This window comes from Herbaspirillum sp. RTI4 (genome assembly GCF_034313965.1).
GTDB lineage: Bacteria > Pseudomonadota > Gammaproteobacteria > Burkholderiales > Burkholderiaceae_D > Herbaspirillum.
This window is the reverse complement of the sequence record NZ_JAVIWQ010000002.1, coordinates 1,169,769-1,191,338: the sequence shown is the minus strand read 5'-3', so window position 1 is coordinate 1,191,338 and position 21,570 is coordinate 1,169,769. Positions and strand designations below refer to the sequence as shown.

At 57.7% G+C, this 21,570-nt stretch carries 19 protein-coding genes; 12 read left to right on the top strand and 7 right to left on the bottom strand.

What is annotated here, in order from left to right; genetic code table 11:
- Nucleotides 1-5 precede the first annotated feature (5 nt).
- On the bottom strand, nucleotides 6-1,328 hold the full coding sequence (locus RGU70_RS05620; RefSeq protein WP_322208409.1) for an MFS transporter: 1,323 nt from the start codon (nucleotides 1,326-1,328) through the stop codon (nucleotides 6-8).
- 224 nt (nucleotides 1,329-1,552) lie between these two features.
- Here RGU70_RS05620 and RGU70_RS05615 point away from each other — a divergent pair, with 224 nt between their 5' ends.
- Nucleotides 1,553-2,452: a LysR family transcriptional regulator gene (locus tag RGU70_RS05615; protein ID WP_322208407.1), complete on the top strand. Its 900-nt coding sequence runs from the start codon at nucleotides 1,553-1,555 to the stop codon at nucleotides 2,450-2,452.
- Nucleotides 2,453-2,640: 188 nt separating this feature from the next.
- Here the strand turns inward: RGU70_RS05615 and RGU70_RS05610 are convergent, their stop codons facing one another.
- From RGU70_RS05610 to RGU70_RS05590, 5 genes are all read right to left on the bottom strand, one after another.
- The gene (locus tag RGU70_RS05610) at nucleotides 2,641-3,819 is read right to left on the bottom strand and encodes an MFS transporter (RefSeq protein ID WP_322208406.1); all 1,179 of its coding nucleotides are present in this window, start codon (nucleotides 3,817-3,819) and stop codon (nucleotides 2,641-2,643) included.
- 203 nt (nucleotides 3,820-4,022) lie between these two features.
- Nucleotides 4,023-4,832, bottom strand: coding sequence for a ChbG/HpnK family deacetylase (locus tag RGU70_RS05605; protein WP_322208405.1), 810 nt, complete (start codon nucleotides 4,830-4,832; stop codon nucleotides 4,023-4,025).
- On the bottom strand, nucleotides 4,829-5,269 hold the full coding sequence (locus RGU70_RS05600) for a GtrA family protein (RefSeq protein ID WP_322208404.1): 441 nt from the start codon (nucleotides 5,267-5,269) through the stop codon (nucleotides 4,829-4,831). The genes RGU70_RS05605 and RGU70_RS05600 overlap by 4 nt, the downstream gene beginning before the upstream one ends.
- Nucleotides 5,256-6,284, bottom strand: a complete 1,029-nt coding sequence (locus tag RGU70_RS05595) for a glycosyltransferase family 2 protein (protein WP_322208403.1) — start codon at nucleotides 6,282-6,284, stop codon at nucleotides 5,256-5,258. Before RGU70_RS05595 ends, RGU70_RS05600 begins: the two co-directional genes overlap by 14 nt.
- 47 nt (nucleotides 6,285-6,331) lie before the next feature.
- Nucleotides 6,332-7,966: a glycosyltransferase family 39 protein gene (locus RGU70_RS05590; protein WP_322208402.1), complete on the bottom strand. Its 1,635-nt coding sequence runs from the start codon at nucleotides 7,964-7,966 to the stop codon at nucleotides 6,332-6,334.
- A gap of 417 nt (nucleotides 7,967-8,383) precedes the next feature.
- Here RGU70_RS05590 and uvrA point away from each other — a divergent pair, with 417 nt between their 5' ends.
- The 11 genes from uvrA (at nucleotide 8,384) to RGU70_RS05535 (ending at nucleotide 19,048) form a co-directional block, all read left to right on the top strand.
- Nucleotides 8,384-11,239, top strand: a complete 2,856-nt coding sequence (gene uvrA / locus RGU70_RS05585) for an excinuclease ABC subunit UvrA (protein ID WP_322208401.1) — start codon at nucleotides 8,384-8,386, stop codon at nucleotides 11,237-11,239.
- Between the two features lie 14 nt (nucleotides 11,240-11,253).
- Nucleotides 11,254-12,051, top strand: coding sequence for a phytanoyl-CoA dioxygenase family protein (locus RGU70_RS05580; RefSeq protein WP_322208400.1), 798 nt, complete (start codon nucleotides 11,254-11,256; stop codon nucleotides 12,049-12,051).
- A gap of 117 nt (nucleotides 12,052-12,168) precedes the next feature.
- A complete protein-coding gene (locus RGU70_RS05575; RefSeq protein WP_322208399.1) occupies nucleotides 12,169-13,206 on the top strand; it encodes a KpsF/GutQ family sugar-phosphate isomerase in 1,038 nt (345 codons plus the stop codon).
- Complete coding sequence (locus RGU70_RS05570; protein ID WP_322208398.1) at nucleotides 13,206-13,760, top strand: KdsC family phosphatase; 555 nt, start codon at nucleotides 13,206-13,208, stop codon at nucleotides 13,758-13,760. Before RGU70_RS05575 ends, RGU70_RS05570 begins: the two co-directional genes overlap by 1 nt.
- On the top strand, nucleotides 13,757-14,365 hold the full coding sequence (lptC, locus tag RGU70_RS05565) for an LPS export ABC transporter periplasmic protein LptC (RefSeq protein ID WP_322208397.1): 609 nt from the start codon (nucleotides 13,757-13,759) through the stop codon (nucleotides 14,363-14,365). Before RGU70_RS05570 ends, lptC begins: the two co-directional genes overlap by 4 nt.
- Before the next feature lie 47 nt (nucleotides 14,366-14,412).
- Entirely contained in the window at nucleotides 14,413-15,081 is a 669-nt protein-coding gene (lptA, locus tag RGU70_RS05560) for a lipopolysaccharide transport periplasmic protein LptA (protein WP_322208396.1), read from the top strand.
- Nucleotides 15,078-15,821 carry an LPS export ABC transporter ATP-binding protein gene (gene lptB / locus RGU70_RS05555; RefSeq protein ID WP_322208395.1) on the top strand — a complete coding sequence of 248 codons (744 nt, stop codon included), beginning with the start codon at nucleotides 15,078-15,080 and terminating at the stop codon, nucleotides 15,819-15,821. The genes lptA and lptB overlap by 4 nt, the downstream gene beginning before the upstream one ends.
- An 18-nt stretch (nucleotides 15,822-15,839) precedes the next feature.
- Nucleotides 15,840-17,324, top strand: a complete 1,485-nt coding sequence (locus RGU70_RS05550) for an RNA polymerase factor sigma-54 (protein ID WP_322208394.1) — start codon at nucleotides 15,840-15,842, stop codon at nucleotides 17,322-17,324.
- 239 nt (nucleotides 17,325-17,563) lie between these two features.
- A complete protein-coding gene (gene hpf, locus RGU70_RS05545) occupies nucleotides 17,564-17,911 on the top strand; it encodes a ribosome hibernation-promoting factor, HPF/YfiA family (protein WP_322208393.1) in 348 nt (115 codons plus the stop codon).
- A gap of 214 nt (nucleotides 17,912-18,125) precedes the next feature.
- Nucleotides 18,126-18,437 (top strand): Grx4 family monothiol glutaredoxin, encoded by a 312-nt coding sequence (gene grxD / locus RGU70_RS05540; RefSeq protein WP_322208392.1) that lies wholly within the window; start codon nucleotides 18,126-18,128, stop codon nucleotides 18,435-18,437.
- 23 nt (nucleotides 18,438-18,460) lie between these two features.
- Nucleotides 18,461-19,048: a UbiX family flavin prenyltransferase gene (locus RGU70_RS05535; RefSeq protein ID WP_322208391.1), complete on the top strand. Its 588-nt coding sequence runs from the start codon at nucleotides 18,461-18,463 to the stop codon at nucleotides 19,046-19,048.
- Between the two features lie 217 nt (nucleotides 19,049-19,265).
- Here RGU70_RS05535 and RGU70_RS05530 read toward each other — a convergent pair whose 3' ends face one another.
- Entirely contained in the window at nucleotides 19,266-21,329 is a 2,064-nt protein-coding gene (locus tag RGU70_RS05530) for a Cache 3/Cache 2 fusion domain-containing protein (protein ID WP_322208390.1), read from the bottom strand.
- Between the last annotated feature and the right edge of the window lie 241 nt (nucleotides 21,330-21,570).

Sequence of the window (21,570 nt, the reverse complement as noted above, 5' to 3'; positions counted from 1 at the left end):
TTCCCTTACTTGAATGAACGACTACTCCAGTGCAGCCGCGCTACGGTCAATGCAGAAATCACGGCCGGTACTGCCGCCGCCATAAACAGCGATCCGTTCGACCACTGCATGGCAATCAACTGTCCGCCAATCACCGGCCCGAGAACCGAACCGATGCGGCCTATGCCCAGCGCCCAGCCGATACCGGTCGAACGCAAGGCCGTGGGGTAATACGTCCCGGCCAGCGCATTGACCGCCGGTTGTCCGCCCACCACGCAAAACCCAGCCACCACGACGCTGATGAACAGCAGCGCCGGAATAGCGGCCACCTGCCCGATCATGGCAATCGCAATACACGCGGCGACAAAACAGCTTCCCAACACGCGTGTAAAGCCGACGCGCTTGATGACGCTGCCCAGCACCAGCGTACCGACGATGCCGCCGACCTGCAAGGAAGTGCCGATCAGCAAGGCGGCCTGAGTGGAATAACCGGCGTCCTTGATCAGGGTCGGCAGCCAGTTCGACAAGAAATACAAATTGATCAGATTCATGAAGCTGATCAGCCACAGCAGCAGCGTGACGTTGGCACGACCGCCGCGGAACAACTCGGCGACCGGCATCCCGGTGGCGGGCGCTTCTTGCGCGACAATGCGACTGTCGGCATCGATCTTCAGCGCCGGATCGAGTTTATGCAGCCAGCGTTTGACCTGTTCCAGCGGGCGTTTGCGCACGATCAGGAATTGCATCGATTCCGGCAGCCAGAACAGCATCGCCACCCACAGCGCCAGCGGCACCAGTCCGCCCACCCAGAACACGGCGCGCCAGCCGAAGGCCGGAATCAGCGCCGCGCTGACAAAACCGCCCATGGCCGCGCCGACGGTAAAGCCGCAGGAAATCCACATCATGCGGGTGACACGCGAACCGGACGGGCTATATTCACCCACCAGCGCCATGGCATTCGGCATGATGCTGCCCAACGCCAGACCGGTGATGAAACGCACAATCAGCAAGCTGTCGAGGCTTTGCAACTGCGTCGTCACCAGCATGCAAACGGAAAAGAAAAAGGTCGAAACGAGTAGCACCGGACGTCGTCCCCAACGATCTGCCACGGGGGTCAATATCAGCGAACCGAGCAGCATGCCGAACAGCCCTGCACCGAATACCGGGCCCAGACTGGCTTTGCTGATGTGCCAGTCGCCGATGATGGCGGGCGCGACATAGCCCATTGCCTGAATGTCGAAGCCATCCATGATCAGGCACAGCCCGCACAGCACCAGTAAACCGATCTGAAATGCGCCAACACGGCTTTGCTCTACTACCTGATCGATATTGATCTCGTTTGTTTTCATCGTCTCCTCCTTAAGGATGTCTGGATAGCGGCAATGCATGTGCATCACCGTTATTTTTTTGGAACCTGAAATCAAGTACGGAGAGCGTCACCGCAGGGAAATGACAGCGCGCAGTAGCTTGATCGAAGGCTCTTTTGTTTTTTATTGGGTGTGCGAGACTCTAGTGCATGCCGCCAATTTTTGGTATATAAATACAAAAATGTAAATCATTCACGAAATCAATAATGGTAGAAGTCCGCGATATCGATTTGAATCTGCTGGTGGTTTTCCAGGAGATATTTCAGGAACGCCAGATTTCGGCCGTTGCCAAGCGACTGGGCTTGTCGCAGTCGGCGGTCAGCAATGCACTGGCCCGATTGCGTCGTACCTGCAACGATGAATTGTTCGTGCGCACAGCGCAGGGCATGCAGCCGACCCCGTTTGCGGAGCAGCTGGCCGAACCGATCGCCAGCGCGCTGGCGCAAGTGACGCGGGCGCTGAATCGGGAGCAGGAATTCGATCCCGCCACCAGTCAGCGGCAGTTCACGATTGCCATGACCGATGTCGGCGAGGTGTATTTCATGCCGGTGCTGATGGAAAAAGCCAGCAGCGCCGCGCCGCAGGTGCAGATCGCCACGGTGCGCGCCGGGAATCTGGATTTGAATACGGAAATGGCGGCCGGACGGGTCGATCTGGCCATAGGCGCTTTCGACGACGTTTCCACCGGCTGGTATCAGCGACGCTTATTCGAGCAGCACTACGTCAGTCTGTTTCGGAACGGACATGCGCTGAGCGAAGGCAAACCGGGACTGCGCGAATTTCAGGCGGCGCAGCATCTGATTGTCGACTCGCTGGAAAGTCCCTACGACAAAATCAATCAGAAGCTGGAACAGGCGGGTTTTCGCGGTACCTACAGAGTGCCGCATTTCACGGCAGTGCCGTATATCCTCAGCAGCACCGATCTGGTAGTGACCGTGCCGCAAAAACTGGCGGAACGCGCCGCAACGCCCTTCAACCTGAGCTATCTGCGCCCGCCATTGCGGCTGCCCGCGCTGCAAACCAATATTTTCTGGCACCGTCGCTACAATCAGGACCCCGGCAATGTGTGGCTGCGCGGCTTTATCGCCACGCATTTTTCGGAGTGAGTTTTTGCGTTGTTTTTGCGTTGTTTTTGCGTTGTTTTTGCGTTGTTTGTGACGTTTTCAGAAGATGGCTGTAGTAACTGACAATGGACGTAGTTACTGGAACGCGCCGCCCGGATGATTGATAGTCAACTTGGCAGTCGCATCACCCATTACATCGCTTTTTTTCTTTGGAAAAAGACAAATCACCGTCAGGCCTGCCCCCGCCTTGGCAGATTTTTCATCTTCAGCGCCACGACCAGCCAGATCGCCGTCGCTACCGCGCACAAGATGAAAACCGAGGCCGGTCCTTCATATTGGCGCAGCAGGCCGCCAATGGCACCGCCGGCAAACAAGCCCAGCGATTGCAGCGTGTTGTACACGCCCAGCGCCGAGCCCTTGGAGGACGGCGGCGCGATCCGTGAAACCAGCGAGGGCTGACACGCTTCCAGTACATTGAAGGCAATGAAAAAAGCCAGCAGCAAGCCGACCAGCACGCCCCAATGCGTGCCCGGATGCGACAGCGCCGCCCACATACCGGCCTGCACCGCCAGCAGCAAACCAATCGCCAGTACAAAGACTTGCTTCATCTTGCCGTGTTTTTCACCGATGAAAACGGGCGGCAGCATGAACAGGAAAGAGGCCAGCACCACCGGCAGATAGACTTTCCAGTGCTGCTCCACCGGCAGACCCAGGTATTGCACCATGGCCGACGGCAGCACCATGAACATTGCCACCTGTCCCATGTGCAGCACGAACACGCCGAAATTGAGTCGCATCAATTCGCCATGCTTCACTATTTGCATCAGCGGCACACGACCGGCACTCACCATCGGCGCATCCGGCACGACGAACAGAACCACGCCGATCGCCGCCAGCGACAGCACGCCAGTCAGCACGAAAATTCCGCTCATCCCTATCCAGCTATACAGCAGCGGTGCGATCACCATCGATGCCGCAAAGGTCAGCCCGATACTGGCACCGACCATCGCCATGGCCTTGGTGCGGTGCTGTTCACGCGTGGAGTCGGCAATGAAGGCCGTGATCGCTGCGGAAATGGCCCCTGCGCCCTGCACTGCCCGCCCGATCATGATCCAGAAAACACTATCGGCACTGGCGGCGATGAAAGAGCCGATGGCAAACAAAATGAGGCCAATCACGATGATGCGCTTGCGACCATAACGGTCGGAAGCCATGCCGAAGGGGATTTGCCCGAAGGACTGGGCCAGGCCGTACATGCCCATGGCCAGCCCGACCAGACTGGCGTTGGCACCGTCCGGCAGAGTTTTGGCATAGACCGCAAAGATCGGCAGGAACAGGAATAGACCCAACATGCGCAAGGCAAAAATCGAGGCCAGCGAAGCGCTGGCGCGTATTTCCATGCCGGACATGCCGGATTTTTCCGTTACAGAGAGTGGAGGCGAAAGCGGGCTGGTTATCATGAACAGACAGGTAAAAGCGGATGAGGGAAAGGAGCGTTGCCGCGCCGGTGGCGGCCTATGCCAGCCACGGGATGGTAGCACTGTGGAGTTGACTGCCGGCATCACTGCCGGCGTCACTGCCGATACCAATGCCGAAATCCATGCAGATAGCGCTATCCGCGCAAGGAAGACAAGGGAGCAAGATGTACCCCTGCGCTGGCCAGCATTGCAGTAAATTCAGGCGAGCGCAGGAAGCGATATTCGACCAGCCGCTGCGCGGCGATAGGATCGCCGCCGTGTATTTCAGTCGCAGGATGGCACATGATCAGCATGCCCGGCGCAGCCGCCTTTAACCAGCCGGCGAAGCAGGCATCGTAATCGGACCGGTCGAAACCGTACACCCCGGCAAATCCGCGATTGCTATGCAGTCCCGCACGTTGCAGATCACGCGCCAGTGCCGCCCCGCCCAGCCATTGCAAAATGCGCGACTTGCCGCCCCAGCGCAGATCGGCCGGCAGGGTATTGCGTATCCACAGCGGCTGACCGGCATAGCGTTGCTGCACCACCTGCAACAGCACCTGACGCACGAGCGGCAATTGATGCACATGCTGGTGGCCATCGATAAAGTCGGGCGCGCCGCCCCAGCCCATCTCGAACGCATCGAGTTGCGCATGCAAGGTGCGCGTGAGCCAGTCGCGGTCGAGCGCGTGCATAAAACTACGCAAAATCAGCGGCGACAAACCAAACGGAGAGGGCTGACCGAAACCTTCGGTCAGATTGAAATGCAAGCCGATATCGGCGCGTCCGGTTCTTGGCAGCTCACGCAGGGCCGGTGCGGCATGCGACAGCCAGCGCGGTGCGGTGCTAAAACAACTGGTGGCGCTCAAACGCTGCTGATGCAGCAAGTCGCACACGGCAGCATCGACACCGGCGTTCTGCGCGTAATCGTCAGCGCACAGGGCGATAGGAATCGGCGCCATCATGCGTCATCACCCGGCAGATCAGACGAAACTGAGTGAGTAACGACCGCCACCCGCCGGAACGCCCACAGCCGACTCAGCACATACGTCACGCCTGCCACCACCACGACGGCAATCGCCAGCGCCCACTCATAGCGCAGCGCTGCCACATGCAGCAGCAGATAAAACAGACCTTCATTGAGTGCGAAACCGAATAGCGCCGTCATTAAAAAGCGGCGCGCCGATGCGCCTTCGCTGACCACCTGATGATCGCCGAAGGTCCAGTGCCGATGACCGAAAAAACTGCACCAGAATGCCAGCGCAAAACCGGCGACATTGGCCACCAGCGGCGCGACCGCCAGCGTCTCGACCAAAGCAACCACCGTCGCATAATGAATCGCCGCCGCGCCCGCGCCAATGATGCCGAAGCGCAGCAGCCGCAATACTTCAGGAGCGCGCATCGTCACCTTGCCTATGCTCTGCATCGCTGATTTCTGCCCCGGCCGCCATGCCATTGTCGACATCCTGCGCGACCAGATACAACGGACGGCGTTTGACTTCATCGTAGATGCGGCCCATGTATTCGCCGAGAATGCCGATGGAAATCAGTTGCACTCCCGAGAAAAACATCAGGCCGACCGCCAGCGTGGACCAACCCGCCGTTGGATTGCCGAAAAAGACCGTTTCCACCACGATTTCCAGCGCATACAACATGGAGATCAGCGAAATCACCGCGCCCACTGCGCTCCATATCCGCAACGGCAAGGTGGTAAACGCCGTCAGCCCTGACAGCGCCAGACGACCCAGACCACGCAGTCCGAAACTGGAAACGCCGGTCGCGCGTGCATGTGGCACGAAGGGCAGCGCCACGCTATTGAAACCAACCCACGCGTACAAACCCTTCATGAAGCGGTTGCGTTCGCTCAGTTGGCGCAAGGCCGCCACCACGCGCCTGTCCATCAGACGAAAATCGCCGGCGTTACGCGGAATATTGATGGACGTGCCGCTTTCCATGATGCGGTAAAACAGATTGGTGCCCCAGCGCTTGAGCAGGGACTCATCGCGGCGGTCGGCAATCACGCCGTACACCATGTCGTAACCGGTACGCCACAGGCCGACCATTTGCGGCAGCAATTCCAGCGGATGCTGATAATCGGCATCCATCAGAATCACCGCATCGCCGCGCGCGCAGTCGATGCCTGCGGTCAGCGCGGCTTCCTTGCCGAAATTGCGCGACAGGCTCAGATAACGAATGCCCGGTTGCGACAAATGGGCACGCATCACTTCATCGGTGGCGTCGCTGCTGCCATCGTTGACGACGATGATTTCATAAGTCGTGGCCAGCGTACTCAGAGTACGTTGCAGATCGCCCAGAAAAGCGGACAAATGGGCCGATTCGTTGAAAGCCGGCAGCACGCAGGAAATGCAGGCTGGCTGCGGACGTGGCGAAAAAAGGGCGGAGGAGGTCTCGGTCATGGGCGTCATTGCGTCGGTTGATCAGGTGAGTGCGGCAATCATCTACTTCAGGTGCCGGGCCGGCAGGCAGCGGTCGGGGCAATGATGCCCCACTCCACGATCACTTGCGGGCCATCCATCTTGCGGGTAGCGGGCAATTGCAAAGTGCCGCGCCACTTGGCTTGCAACATCAATTCTTCCACTTTCGGGGGGATGCCATCGGCGGCATCGTCGCTGCGATTGAGCGCCAGCAACATGCCGCAAGAGGCTGCCTGCTCTGCGGTTACCCATTGCGATTTTTCCACATCACCGTCGATCAGCACTCGGACGTCGCGGCTGGCGTGTACGGCGATATTGCCGCCCAGCCAGGTATCGGAGGCCACCAGTGTCAGGGGCGTATTCACATGACTGCGCCACTCCTGCTGCATGGCGAGGGAAATGTCCTCCCCCGGAAAATTGGCGCGCGTGGCGTAACCGAACATATCCGACAAAGGCCCGCGTACCAGCGCATACCCGATGACGGTACACAATTGGATGGTCACGATGACAGTCAGGCAAATGCGCAGCAGCGCGCTGCTCGTGGGTTTGCCAGTACCGGGTCGGTCAGCGTTCAGGCACCAGAATGCAAAAAAGCCGAACAGCATGTAATAACTGGTAGTCCAGTCGGCAATCAGGGGGGCCTTCAGGATCAGCACTGCCACCAGCGTCAAGACCAAGGGGCCTAATCCCACCAGCAAAATGAATTTGCGGTCTTCAGGGCGCAGGCTCTCGCTGAGGCGGATGCCGCGCCCGGCTGGGGCATCGGTAGCCAGTGCGGCCGATATGCGCCGCCGCTGCCACCAGACAATCACCAGCAAGGCCAGCAGCATCGGTGCCAGTCGAGCCAGAGTGGTGGTCAGCATGTCGAGCACCATTTCCAGATTTTCCAGACGAGTGCTTTCCCGTGTCAGCGATTCGCTGGCATAGCCCACCGGGGTCATCACCTGCCGCTGCAACCAGAGCACATGCGGCAGCATCATCAGCAACAGCGGTGCGGCGGCCAGCGCGATGCCTTTCCATACCCGGGCATAGCGCAGACGACCGTCGATCAACAGGAACAGGAAGAACACCGCGAACTGCACTACCACGCTGTATTTCGACAAGAGCGCGATGCCGCAAAAAATCCCCAGGCCCAGCCAGTCGCGCATGCGCTCGTAGCGCCAGGAGCGGTAGAACATCCAGATACATCCGGCAATGCTCCACAACTGCAAGGTGTTGTGATTGGAAATCAGGCCGCGGGTCGTGTAGTAGGTGATCGGCATGATCAGTAACGTCGCTATCAGCGCATTTTTCTGCGAAGTCATTTCGCATCCGAGTCGCCACACCATCCATAGCGACAGCACCACGCTCAGTTGCCCGGCAAAAAAAGTTACCCAGACCGAGCGGCCGAATACGCTGGTCAGCCCGTAAATGATCCATGACGGCAGGGGCGGGTGCTTGTAGTAGCCCCACTCGATAACGCTGCCCCAGACCAGTTCTTCCATGTTGTCCAGGTCGGGCGAGCGATGGCTGATGCCGGTCAGCAAAGTCCATAGCAACAAATGCGCCGCCAATAGCAGCAGCACCAGCAGTACCAGCGAGGTGGCGTCCGGCGAAAAACGTGCGCGCCAGGAGGCGTGGAGGCGGTCAGTGCGAGCGGAGGAAATCTTTGGCAATGACGGCATGGAAATGGGTTTCGACGAAAACAGGATGCATTCGGGATGCGTTCGGGACGCAGGACTGCTGACATTATATTGGCATACGGGGCATTTCACGTCTTACGGGCGGAATCAGGCGCAATTTTCTGCTGCCTGCGGAGGATCAGAGAGAAATCAGGTGTCACGCCGCCAATCCAGCATCAATCCAGTACCAGGACGATGATACCCATTGTCACACTGCCGGCATCAAAGGCGCGATAAAGGCACGGTCAAAGGCACGGTCACATCGCGATGCCCCTCCCCGCGCTTTGCCCCATCCCACAGCGACCAGCCACACCTGATATAGTACCGGGTTCGCTCCTCCAGCCAGGATCGCGGCACTCTGTTCCATTATTGTCATTGGCGGCTTTTTCCGCCTCTGGAAAACTCAAGCTGAAAGCATCCATGGAAGAAATTCGCATTCGCGGCGCCCGCACGCACAATCTGAAAAATATCAACCTCGATTTACCCCGCAACAAGCTGGTCGTCATTACCGGGCTGTCCGGTTCGGGCAAATCATCGCTGGCGTTCGACACCCTGTACGCGGAAGGTCAGCGGCGCTACGTTGAATCGCTGTCGTCTTACGCGCGGCAATTTTTGCAATTGATGGAAAAGCCGGATGTTGACCTGATAGAAGGCTTGTCGCCGGCCATTTCGATTGAACAAAAAGCCACCTCGCACAATCCCCGCTCGACCGTCGGCACCGTGACCGAAATCCACGATTACCTGCGACTGCTGTATGCCCGCGTCGGCACGCCCTATTGCCCGGATCACCCGGAAAACGCGCTGGCCGCGCAGTCGGTGTCGCAAATGGTCGATGCCGTGCTGGCGATGCCAGAAGATACCAAGCTGATGATCCTCGCACCGGTCGTGGCCAACCGCAAGGGCGAGCATGTCGATCTGTTTGAACAGATGCAGGCGCAAGGTTTCGTCCGTTTCCGTATCCAGAGCGGCACCGGCGTCGGGAAAATCTACGAAGCCGACGATTTACCGAAACTGAAGAAAACGGAAAAACACACCATCGACGTGGTGGTAGATCGCGTCAAGGTCAATGCGGAAGTAAAACAGCGGCTGGCGGAGAGTTTTGAAACCTCGCTGCGGCTGGCGGATGGTCGCGCTATCGTGCTGGAAATGGATAGCGGCAAGGAACTCGTTTTTTCCAATAAATTCGCCTGCTCGGCCTGCGGCTACTCGCTGCAAGAGCTGGAGCCGCGCTTGTTTTCCTTCAACAATCCTATGGGCGCATGCCCCGAATGCGATGGTCTCGGCCACATCGAATTCTTCGATCCTAAACGCATCGTCGCCTTCCCTAACCTGTCGCTGGCCAGCGGCGCGGTCAAGGGCTGGGATAGACGCAACCAGTTTTATTTCCAGATGCTGTCCAATCTGGCCAGCTTCTACGAATTCGAACTCGATACGCCCTTTGAAAAACTGCCTGCCAAAGCACAGGAAGTGGTGCTGTACGGTTCCGGCAAGCAACTGGTGCCGTTCAGCTACGTCAACGAGCGCGGCCGCGCCGTGATTCGCGAACACGCCTTTGAAGGCATCGTCGTCAATTTGCAGCGCCGCTACCGCGAAACGGATTCGGTGGCCGTCAAGGAAGAACTGGCCAAGTTCATCAATGAAAAGGAATGTCCGTCCTGCCACGGCGCTCGTCTGCGGGTGGAAGCGCGCTTCGTCAAGGTCGGCACTGGTCGCCAGGAGCGTGCGATTTATGAAGTGGCCGCTATGCCTTTGCGGCAAACGCTGGAGTTTTTCCAAAAGCTCAAGCTGACCGGCGCTAAAAAAGAAATCGCCGACCGCATCGTCAAGGAAATCATCTCGCGCCTGACCTTCCTCAATAACGTCGGTCTTGATTATCTGTCGCTGGAACGCAGCGCCGATACCCTGTCCGGCGGCGAAGCGCAGCGCATCCGGCTGGCCTCGCAGATCGGTTCCGGCCTGACCGGCGTGATGTATGTGCTGGACGAACCGTCCATCGGCCTGCATCAGCGCGATAACGACCGCCTGATCGAAACGCTCAAGCATTTGCGCGATATCGGCAACAGCGTGCTGGTCGTCGAGCATGACGAAGACGCCATCCGCACCGCCGACTACGTGGTCGACATGGGTCTGGGCGCCGGCGTGCATGGCGGCGAAATCATCGCGCAGGGGACGCTGGAAGATATCCTGAAAAGCAAGAAGTCGCTCACCGCCAAATACCTCAACGGCAGTCTCTCTATCGCTGTGCCCAAAACCCGTACCGCGCCCGATCCCGAACGGCAACTGGAAATTACCGGTGCCAGCGGCAACAATCTGAAGAATGTCGATTTTGTCCTGCCAGTCGGCTTGCTGACCTGTATCACCGGCGTTTCCGGTTCCGGTAAATCGACGCTGGTCAACGATACGCTGTACCTGGCCGCCTCGCGCCATCTGTACGGATCGCAAGCGGAACCGGCAGCGCACGAAAGCATCGGCGGACTGGAACATTTCGACAAGGTGATTGCGGTCGATCAGGCCCCTATCGGCCGTACGCCACGTTCCAATCCGGCGACGTACACCGGACTGTTCACGCCTATCCGCGACCTGTTTGCCACCGTGCCAACATCGAAAGAACGCGGCTATTCGGCCGGACGTTTTTCTTTCAACGTCAAGGGCGGCCGCTGCGAAGCCTGTCAGGGCGACGGCGTAATCAAGGTAGAAATGCACTTCCTGCCGGACGTGTATGTTCCCTGCGACGTCTGCCACGGCAAGCGCTACAACCGCGAAACGCTGGAAGTGCAGTACAAGGGCAAAAACATTACCGAAGTGCTGGCCATGACGGTTGAAGAAGCGCATGTCTTTTTCAAACCGGTGCCACTGATTGCGCGCAAGCTGCACACGCTGCTCGATGTCGGCCTCGGCTACATCCGGCTGGGTCAGAGCGCCACCACGCTGTCGGGCGGCGAAGCGCAGCGCGTCAAGCTGTCGCTGGAACTCTCGAAGCGCGATACCGGCCGCACGCTGTATATCCTGGATGAGCCAACCACCGGTCTGCATTTCCACGATATCGACCTGCTGCTCAAAGTCATCCACCGTTTGCGCGATCAGGGCAATACCATGGTCATCATCGAACACAATCTGGATGTGATCAAAACCGCCGACTGGCTGATCGATCTGGGCCCCGAAGGCGGCGCGGGCGGCGGTCTCATCATCGCGACCGGTACGCCGGAGCAGGTGGCACTCAATCCGCACAGCGTCACCGGTAAGTATCTGGCCCCGCTGCTTGAGAAAAAACACTAAATCGGAAAACGCGTATGTCTGCCGCTACACCCGCATTACCGTCCTCATTGCTGTCCTCCGAACGTCTCGCCGACTTCCGGCGCGACGGTTATCTGATTTTGCGCGGCCTGGTACCGGCTGCCAGCTGCGAACGCATGCTGGCGGTAACTGCCGATCATTTGCAGCGCGCCGTCGCGCCGCTGGAATATGAAGCCGAAGTGGGCTATCCCGGCGCACCGGCGTCGCTGACCAGTGAAGGCGGGCGCACGGTGCGCCGCCTGCGCGGGGCTTACGACCGCGATCCGGCCTTCCGCGACTGGGCGAGTGACCCGGCGCTGGTCGCCATACTGACGCAGTTGTTTGAGGAACCGGTCAGCCTGCCGCTCGCCCACCATAATTGCGTAATGACCAAGCACCCCGATTTCGGTACGGCAACCGGCTGGCATCGCGACATCCGCTATTGGTCGTTCGAACGGCCTGATCTGATTTCGGTATGGCTGGCGCTCGGCGCAGAACGGACAGAAAACGGCGGGTTAAGCGTTATTCCCGGCTCGCATCTGCTCAAGCTGCAAGCGGAACAAATGGACGATCTCGATTTTCTGCGGCCGGAAGTGGCGGCCAATCAGGCGCTGTTCGCTCTGGGCGTGCCTTTGTTACTGGAGGCCGGCGACGTGGTGCTGTTTCACAGCGGCTTGTTTCATGCCGCAGGCAGAAATTCCAGCGACCGCGTCAAATCGTCGGTGGTGTTTGCCTATCACGGCGAAAGTAATGCACCGCGCCCGGGAACCCGTTCAGCGGCCTTGCCGAATATCTCTCTGCCAACTTTTCCGTAAAACCAGGACTTACGCCAGCGGCCTTTTATATTTAATAAACGTAAAACTAAAAAACTACGATTAATACGATAAGTAACTGGCAAGTTTTTTGCTTTCTTATTCGTTTATACTCCCGGGATGAGTTTAATCGATCACAAAATAACAGCCGCTCCCTTTTCTGCCGAAACCGGGCTGCGTGCGCTGCAACTGGGCCGCGACACCCTGCAAATCGAAGCCGACGCCGTACTGGCGCTGAAGCACCGTCTGGTAGACGATAGCAGCGCTGCCGCGGCTTCCTTTATCGCGGCCGTCAGCCTGCTGTATCACTGCAAAGGCCGGGCGGTCGTCTCGGGCATAGGCAAATCCGGACATATCGCGCGAAAAATCGCCGCCACGCTGGCCTCCACCGGCACGCCGGCGCTGTTCATGCACCCGGCCGAAGCCGCCCACGGCGACCTCGGCATGGTGACCGGGCAAGATGTCGTCATTGCCATCTCCAATTCCGGCGAAACCGCCGAATTGATGGCCATCGTCCCCCTCATCAAGCGCATGGGCGCGAAATCGATTGCCCTGACCGGCGACCCCGACTCCGCGCTGGCGCAACTGGCCGACGCCCATTTGAATGTCAGCGTCGATCAGGAAGCCTGCCCCCTCAATCTGGCCCCGACCGCCAGCACCACCGCCACGCTGGCGATGGGCGATGCGCTGGCAGTGGCCTTGCTGGACGCACGCGGCTTCCGCGAAGAAGATTTTGCCCGCTCCCATCCCGGAGGCGCTCTGGGCCGCCGCCTGCTGACCCGCGTACGCGACGTCATGCGCAGCGGCGACGAAATTCCTGCGGTCACGCCGGAGATGTCGCTGTCGGACGCGCTCATGGAAATTACCCGCAAGGGCATGGCCATGACCGCGGTGGTGGACGCTGACTTCAAACCCATAGGTGTATTCACCGATGGCGATCTGCGCCGACTGCTGGAACGCGGCGTCGATTTCAAACATGCGCTGATTGCCGACGTGATGCAGCCGCAGCCGCGCCTGATCGGTCAGGATCAACTCGCGGTCGAAGCCGTGGAAGTCATGGAGCAATACCGCATCAATCAATTACTGGTGGGCGACACCGCCGGCCGGCTGGTCGGCGCGCTGCACATCCATGACCTGACCCGCGCCAAGGTGATCTGATGGCACGCGCGACTGTATTCGGCAAGGCCTCCATCGATGCAATGCATCGCGCCGCTGGCGTCAAACTGATGATTTTCGATATCGACGGCGTGCTGACCGATGGCGGTCTGCATTACGGCGTGGACGGCGAAGTCCTGAAGCGTTTTAATGTACTCGATGGCCTGGGCATTCGCTTGCTACAGCAATCCGGCGTCCCCACTGCGCTGATCACCGCGCGCCAGTCGCCCATCCTGCAAAAACGCGCCAGCGATCTGGGCATTGCGCATCTGTTTCAGGGCGTGCATGACAAGCGCAGCGCATTGGCGCAATTGCTGGCGCAAGTCGGCCTGAGCGAAGAGCACTGCGGTTACCTGGGCGACGACCTGATCGACCTGCCTATCCTGACCCGCGTCGGCTTTGCCGCAGCGGTCGCCGGTGCGCATACCGAAGTAAAACAGCGTGTGCATTACCTCACCGAAGCCGGCGGCGGCCACGGCGCAGCGCGCGAAATCTGCGATCTGATCCTGCATGCGCAGGGAAATTATGAGGCGGCACTGGCTCCGTATCTGACATGAGCGCGCAACTGAAAAGCCGCTCGACGCAGCGCATAGGCGCTGTTGTTTTTCTGGTGCTGCTGATTTTCGGCGCGCTCGGCAGTTTCTGGGTACTGCAAACCGCGCGCCAGGATGACGATGCGGCCAACAAGCGCAATGCAGGGCGTCCCGACTATTACATCGACGAATTCCGCTACGTCAGAATGACCCTGGCCGGCACGCCGGACTACGATATCTCGGGCCTCAAGCTGATTCATTTCCCTACCGACGATTCGTTTGAAGTGACACTCCCTATCATCAACAACCTGTCGCCGGCAAAAACACCGATGAGCATGCGCTCCAAGCGCGCCATCATCACCGACGACAACAGCAAAATTCATATGTATGACGATGTGAATGTGGATCGCGGCGCGACGCAGAAAGCCGAACCCATGCACATGACCACCGAATACCTGCTGATGCTGCCCGACGATGAAATCGCCAAGACCGACAAGCCGGTTCACATCACGCTAGGGAAATCGGTACTCGATGGCGTGGGCATGACCGTCAACAATGTCACCGGCGACTTCCATCTCAGCAGCCGCGTCAACGGCCTCTATCAACCACCACCGACACCGGCGCGCTGACCGTCCGCCGTTGCCGATTTGCATTTTTATATTGGGCAGGAAAATTCATGAATCGCATTTTTTTACTGAGCCTGTTGACCCTCTTGTGTGTGGCGCGTATCGCCCACGCAGAAAAAGCCGACTCGTTCAAGCCAACCGTCATCAATGCCGATCAGCTCAGTTATAACGATGTGCAGCAGGTCAACATCTTTATCGGCAACGTAGTTCTGACGCGCGGCACGCTGATCATGAAGGCCGACCGCGTGGTCGTCACTACCGACCCGGCCGGCTATCAGTTTGCAACGCTGTACGCCGATCCTGGGAAACTGGCTAACTTCAGGCAGAAACGCGACGGCGGCGTTGACCTGTGGATTGAAGGCGAAGCCGAACGCATCGAATACGACAGCAAGGTGGAAATCGCCAAACTGTTTTCCAAGGCGCACATGAAGCGGCTGGAAGGCACCAAAGTAACTGACGATGTGCGCGGCCAATTCATTTCGTATGACAGCCGGGCAGAATTTTATGCCGTCCACAATACCGTTGACGGTGTCAGCAAGACGGGCGCAGGCCGCGTCACCGCCGTCCTGCAGCCACGGGTAGCCGCGCCAGCGCCGACTGCCTCGCCAATGCAAACACCAACGCCAACGCCAACATCATCGTCTACGCTGGCGCCGACGCCGGTTGCGCCCAACACGGCACCGCTGGCCGTGCCAGCTCCAAAAGAGGAAAGCAAATGACCAGTAGTTCGCTGATCGTCCGTGGCTTGAAGAAAAGCTACGGCGCACGTCAGGTAGTGCACGATGTCTCGCTGGAAGTTGCCAGCGGCGAAGTCATCGGCTTGCTCGGCCCTAACGGTGCCGGCAAGACCACCTCGTTTTACATGATCGTCGGACTGGTGCCGTCGGATGGCGGCAAGATCGATCTCGACGGTGTCGATATCTCGTATCTGCCTATCCACAGCCGCGCCAAACTCGGCCTGTCTTATCTGCCGCAGGAAGCCTCAGTATTTCGCAAACTCAGCGTGGAAGACAATATTCGCGCCGTGCTCGAACTGCAGCAACAAGACGGAAAACCGCTGCCCAAGGCCCTGATCGATGCGCGACTCGACCAGTTGCTGCACGAATTGCAAATTGAAAAATTGCGCGAAAGCCAGGCGCTGTCGTTATCGGGCGGCGAACGCCGACGGGTCGAGATCGCCCGCGCACTGGCTACCAGCCCTCGTTTTGTATTGCTGGACGAACCGTTTGCCGGGATCGATCCGATCGCGGTGATCGAAATCCAGCGCATCGTGCGCTTCCTGAAAGAACGCGGCATCGGCGTGCTGATTACCGACCATAACGTGCGCGAAACGCTGGGCATTTGCGACCGCGCCTACATCATCAATCAAGGCACCGTGCTGGCCAGCGGCAGCCCGGACGAGATCATCGCCAATGAATCGGTGCGCCGCGTTTATCTGGGGGAACATTTCCGCATGTAAGCGGAACGCACTCCATCGATGAAACAATCCCTTCAGCTCCGCACTTCGCAACATTTAGCATTGACGCCGCAATTGCAGCAGTCGATACGTTTGTTGCAACTGTCCACGCTGGAAATGCAACAGGAACTGGAACAGATCCTGAGCGACAACCCGCTGCTGGAGCGCCTCGACGATGCGCTGGACAACTCCGTGCGTCTGCTGGCTGATGGCGCACTGGGCAGTACCAGCGCCCTGTCGCCGGCAGAAACTGCGGCCGACACCGGCACCACAGGCAGCGAGACGGACAACAGTGGCGAAGCGGGAGGACAGCAAGAAGCCAGCGACAGCAGCACCGCTAACGAAGCAGAGTGGAGTTTTGACGATGTCGCACGCGGCACAAAAACCTCCGACGATGAAGATTCGCGGCCGCAACTGGAAGCGCATTTCCTGACACTGCGCGAGCATCTGCTGCAGGAAGCTGGCCAGACCATGTGCTGCCAGCGTGATCGCGCACTGTTGGAACTGGTCATCGACGCCATCGATGAGCGCGGCTATCTGGAAGAGCCGCTGGAAGAAATTTATGCGCGCCTGCCGGAAGAGTTGGAAATTGAATTCGATGAGCTGACACTGGCACTGACGCTGCTGCAAAGTTTCGATCCGGCCGGGGTTGGCGCACGCGACGCTGCCGAATGTCTGGCGCTGCAAATCAAGCGCCTGCCGAAAATTCCCTTCGTGACGCGACGTCTGGCGCTGTCGATTGTCCAGACTTGCCTGCCGCTTTTTGCGCAGCGCGATTTCAATAAAATCAAAAAAGCGCTGGTCTGTGACGATGAGGATCTGCGCGAAGCGCAAGCCGTTATCCGGCAGTGCAATCCGCATCCCGGCGCGGCATTCCTTTCAGGCCGCTCCGACTACGTAGCGCCGGACGTGATCGTTAAAGAAGGCAAGCTGGGATGGCAAGTCACGCTTAATCACGAGGTCATGCCGCGCTTGCGCGTCAACGCCATGTATGCCAACGCCATGAAGCAGCACAAGGGCGAAGGCGCGCTCGTGTCGCAATTGCAGGAAGCGAAATGGCTGATCAAAAATATGCGTCAGCGCTTCGACACCATACTGCGCGTGGCACAGGCCATCGTGGAGCGGCAGAAGAATTTTTTCTCGCACGGCGCAGTCGCCATGCGCCCTCTGGTACTGCGTGAAATAGCTGATACACTCGGTTTACACGAAAGCACCATCTCGCGCGTAACCACCCAGAAATACATGCTCACGCCACATGGCATGTTCGAATTGAAATATTTCTTCGGCAGCCATGTGTCCACCGAAGCAGGCGGAGAAGCCTCCTCTACCGCCATACGCGCACTGATCAAACAATTGATAGGAGCCGAAGATACAAAAAACCCCTTGTCAGATAGCAAGATTGCAGACATGCTGTCTGAACAGGGAATGGTTGTTGCAAGACGGACTGTCGCAAAATACCGCGATGTCCTGAAAATCCCCCCTGTAGCGCTGCGCAAGTCCTTGTAACTGTTTTGTGGGAAGTCTCTGAGCAAGCATTGCGCGTATCGCCGTCCCGTGACTCCGGGATTGCGCCGCACAAGTACTTGCACCGGGATTTTTTTATACTAGTCACTGTGTCCGGACGCACTCGATCAACACACCGATCAGGCAATCCGGCGGCAAACACCGGGCCGCAAGGCTCAAGGATCCAACCGGATAATCATCCGATGCCGGACCTCCAGTGACACTATCCGAAGGAGAGTCGTATGAATCTGACAATCAGCGGGCATCACCTCGATGTAACACCAGCCATCCGTGAATACGTCATGACCAAGGTCGAACGTATCAAACGCCATTTCGACCACGTCATCGACGTCAGCGTCGTCCTCACCGTCGATAAACTGACAGAAAAGGAAAAACGGCAGAAAGCGGAAATCAATGTCCATATCAAGGGCAAAGATATTCACGTGGAAAGTCTCGCGCACGACCTGTACGCCGCAATCGATGCACTGATCGACAAACTGGATCGCCAAGTATTGAAGCACAAGGGCCAGCTACAAGATCATCAATCGGACGTTAAACGCCTGCCAATCGACATCGAAGCAGCGACTTAATAACCCGCCGCGCCAAAAGCGCAGCATTAGCATGGCAAAGGGCGCTCAAGCGCCCTTTTCAATTTTGTGCGGCCGTTTGATGCGTCCTTTTTAATGTTGCGCACGCCTCAAGTTACCGCCCTCTTTTCAATTCTGCGACTTTTCAGCAGAAAGGCAGAGCTTTTCATATAATGGCGTCATCTGATCAATTCATCCCCATTCAAGAGAGACCACCATGAGCGAAGTACAAGCCTGGATCAAGGAAACCGTCACCCAGAACCCGGTCGTTCTGTTCATGAAAGGCACTGCCCAGTTTCCGCAATGCGGCTTTTCAGGCAAAGCCATTCAATTACTCAAAGCCAGCGGCGTCGAAAACATCGTTACCATCAACGTGCTGGATAACCCCGATGTGCGCGCCGGTATCAAGGAATACTCGAACTGGCCAACCGTCCCGCAACTTTACGTCAACGGTGAATTCGTCGGCGGTTCCGACATCCTCACTGAAATGTTCGATTCCGGCGAACTGCAAACTTTACTCAAAGCCTGAGCCGCGTCCGCGCGGTTCCCTGAATGAAAAAACCTCCGTTTCGCCTCATCATTGCCATCACCGGGGCTACCGGCGCCATCTATGGCGTACGACTGCTGCAAGTCCTGAGAGAAGCCGGCATCGCCGAAACGCACCTGATGGTGTCCGATGCCGCCGTACTCAATCTGCATCAGGAACTGGACATGAACCGCAAGGATGTCGAAGCGCTGGCAGATGTGGTGCATAACGTGCGCGACGTCGGTGCCTCGATTGCCAGCGGTTCTTTCGAATCGGATGGCATGATCATCGCGCCCTGTTCCATGAAAACACTAGCTGCCGTGGCGCACGGTTTATCCGATAACCTGATTACGCGTTCTGCCGACGTGGTGCTCAAGGAACGGCGCCGCCTGGTACTGATGGTGCGCGAAACACCCTTCAACCTGGCGCACTTGCGCAACATGACTTCCGTGACCGAAATGGGCGGCATCGTTTATCCGCCGCTGCCCGGCTTTTATCACCGGCCACAATCGATTGCGGAAATGGTGGATCACACCGTGGGAAGAGTGTTGGATTTGTTCGCGCTCCCGCACGAACTGACGCCGCGCTGGAGCGGCATTCGCAGCACTCCCTGATCAGGCTGAGTAATATCCCGGTCTGATTCGACTACCACGCTGGCCCTGCATTTTTTTTCAACGCATCTTGCCGGCACCCCGGCAGTCAGCGCAGCCTTGATCTGTGATGAAATGTGCCGCCGGCGACAGTAGCGCGCAGACTGCAATAAACGACAATTAACGGCACCAGATGGCACCAAACGGCGTCGTTGATAAGCCGCCGGCTTGTCGCCAAAAATTATTTTTCAGATCTACCATGAAATGGCAAACCCGGCAGCACAGTCACCACCGAACCTCCTCCAATCGCAGAATTCCGGGTGCTGTTGTACTCATCACCCAGCTTAAACACGGACACCGTTTTCACCAACGCCTGCGATTGCGATTGAAGACTGCTGGCAGCAGCGGACATTTCCTCAACCAGCGCAGAATTTTGTTGTGTCGTCTCATCCATCTGCGTGACTGCCTCACCGACCTGCGCTACGCCCAATGCCTGCTGATTACTGGCGATGCTGATCTCGCCCATGATGTCGGTAACGCGCTTGATCGACCCCACCACTTCAGACATGGTATTGCCAGCGCGATCGGCCAGCAAAGTTCCTTGCTCCACGCGCGCGACACTATCGTTGATCAGCACCTTGATTTCCTTGGCCGCTTGCGCGCTACGCCCGGCCAGACTACGCACCTCGCTGGCCACCACCGCAAAACCACGGCCTTGTTCTCCAGCGCGAGCGGCTTCCACTGCGGCATTCAGCGCGAGGATATTGGTCTGGAAGGTAATCCCATCGATCACGCCGATGATGTCGGCGATCTTGCGCGAGCTATCGACGATTCCCTTCATCGTATCGACCACCTGTGTCACCACCTCACCACCGCTCATGGCGACAGTGGACGCGGTAAGTGCCAGTTGATTCGCCTGTTCCGCGTTATCCGCATTTTGTTTGACCGTCGCGTTAAGTTGCTCCATCGACGCCGCCGTCTCTTCCAGCGCACTGGCTTGCGTTTCGGTACGGCTCGATAGATCCATGTTGCCTTGCGCGATTTCCGTACTCGCCGAAGCGATGCCGTTCGACTCCCGGCGAACAGCCTGAACCACCTCGCTTAAGCCTTTGCCAATCTTGTTGATGGAGACCATCAACTGTCCCATTTCGTCGTCGCGATCGATAGTGAGTTGGGTACTCAAGTCACCCTCTGACAGCAATTGCGCCGCCGCACTGGCCTTAACCAGAGGCGAAGTGACCAATCCACGAATCAATACATACATGAAGCCGGCGATCAGCAATACCAGCACGACACCAATGACGGCAAACAGATTACGCAGATCGCGCACTTCGCTGGTGTATTCATCGACATAAGTGCCGCCCACGATGACCCAGTTCCAGCTCTTCAAGTAAGAGAACGCCACGACTTTGTCGCGTGCGCTGGCCTCACCCAGCTCCTTGTTGATCCAGGGATAGCGAATCACGCCCGTCTTTTGTTCCAGAATGTCCTTGATGAATGCCCGACCGGACGGGTCCTTGGACCCGAGAAGATTTTTTCCTTCCTGCGAGGGGTGAACGATCAAATCGCCATAGCTGGCACCGGGTCGTGCATCGAGCACATAGAAATAACCCGTTTGGCCGATTTTCAAAGCGCGAATAGTGCTTTTCAAATTATTCAGATAGTCCGTGAAATCCAATCCGACAAAACTCAGTCCCACAATTTTCCCCTGCCCGTCCTTGATCGGTTCATATTGCGTAATGAACTGGCGTCCGAATAGCGTCGCTACGCCGGCATAGTTTCCCCCCACTATCGCAGCCTTATATCCAGGATGCGCGCGATCGAGCAGAGTACCAATGGCACGCTCACCTTTTTCATTTTTGAGAGAAGTGGAGACGCGGACAAAGTCCTCCCCCATCTTGACGAAAACCGTGGCAACCGCACCCGTCGATGCGGTGAACTGGTCGGCCACTGAGAAGTCAAGGTTGACAACTTTGCCGTTGAGTTTCAACGTCGGCGTCGGCTTTCCTTTGACATCGATCGTTGCCGGATCAAGCTCAAACTCACCGGACAAATTGGTTTGAAAGGCTTTCGATAGCGACCCTACGCGACTCCTGAGATCTCTGTCGGAAGATTCAATCAGATTGACCAGCAGCGCGGTTTTTTCGCCGACATCGACGTTGGCGCGGGCTTCGATCGTGGCGGATATCTGCTGACCAATCGCCGCAATAAACACCGCAAAAACCACACCCACAAACAAAAAATTACTCAGCGGTAGCTTGATGCCGATACGGGTATTGCGCCAGTAAGTAGTGAAGGCGGTCATGGGAAAATCCTTTGCTGAATATGTTTCGGAACCTCCGATGAAAAGTAGCGACTGGCACAAGCTCCAAACAAGGAAAACTGCCATACCGAAATACAGCAAAAATCTTTGCGCTGAAACCGCACCGATCAATCATCCATCATCGGTTTATTGTTAATTTTTTCTACCAGCGTGGCACGCATCCATCATCATTCTGGTCGGCCTCACATCGACTGTATCTTCCGATGGACTTACCAAATAACGA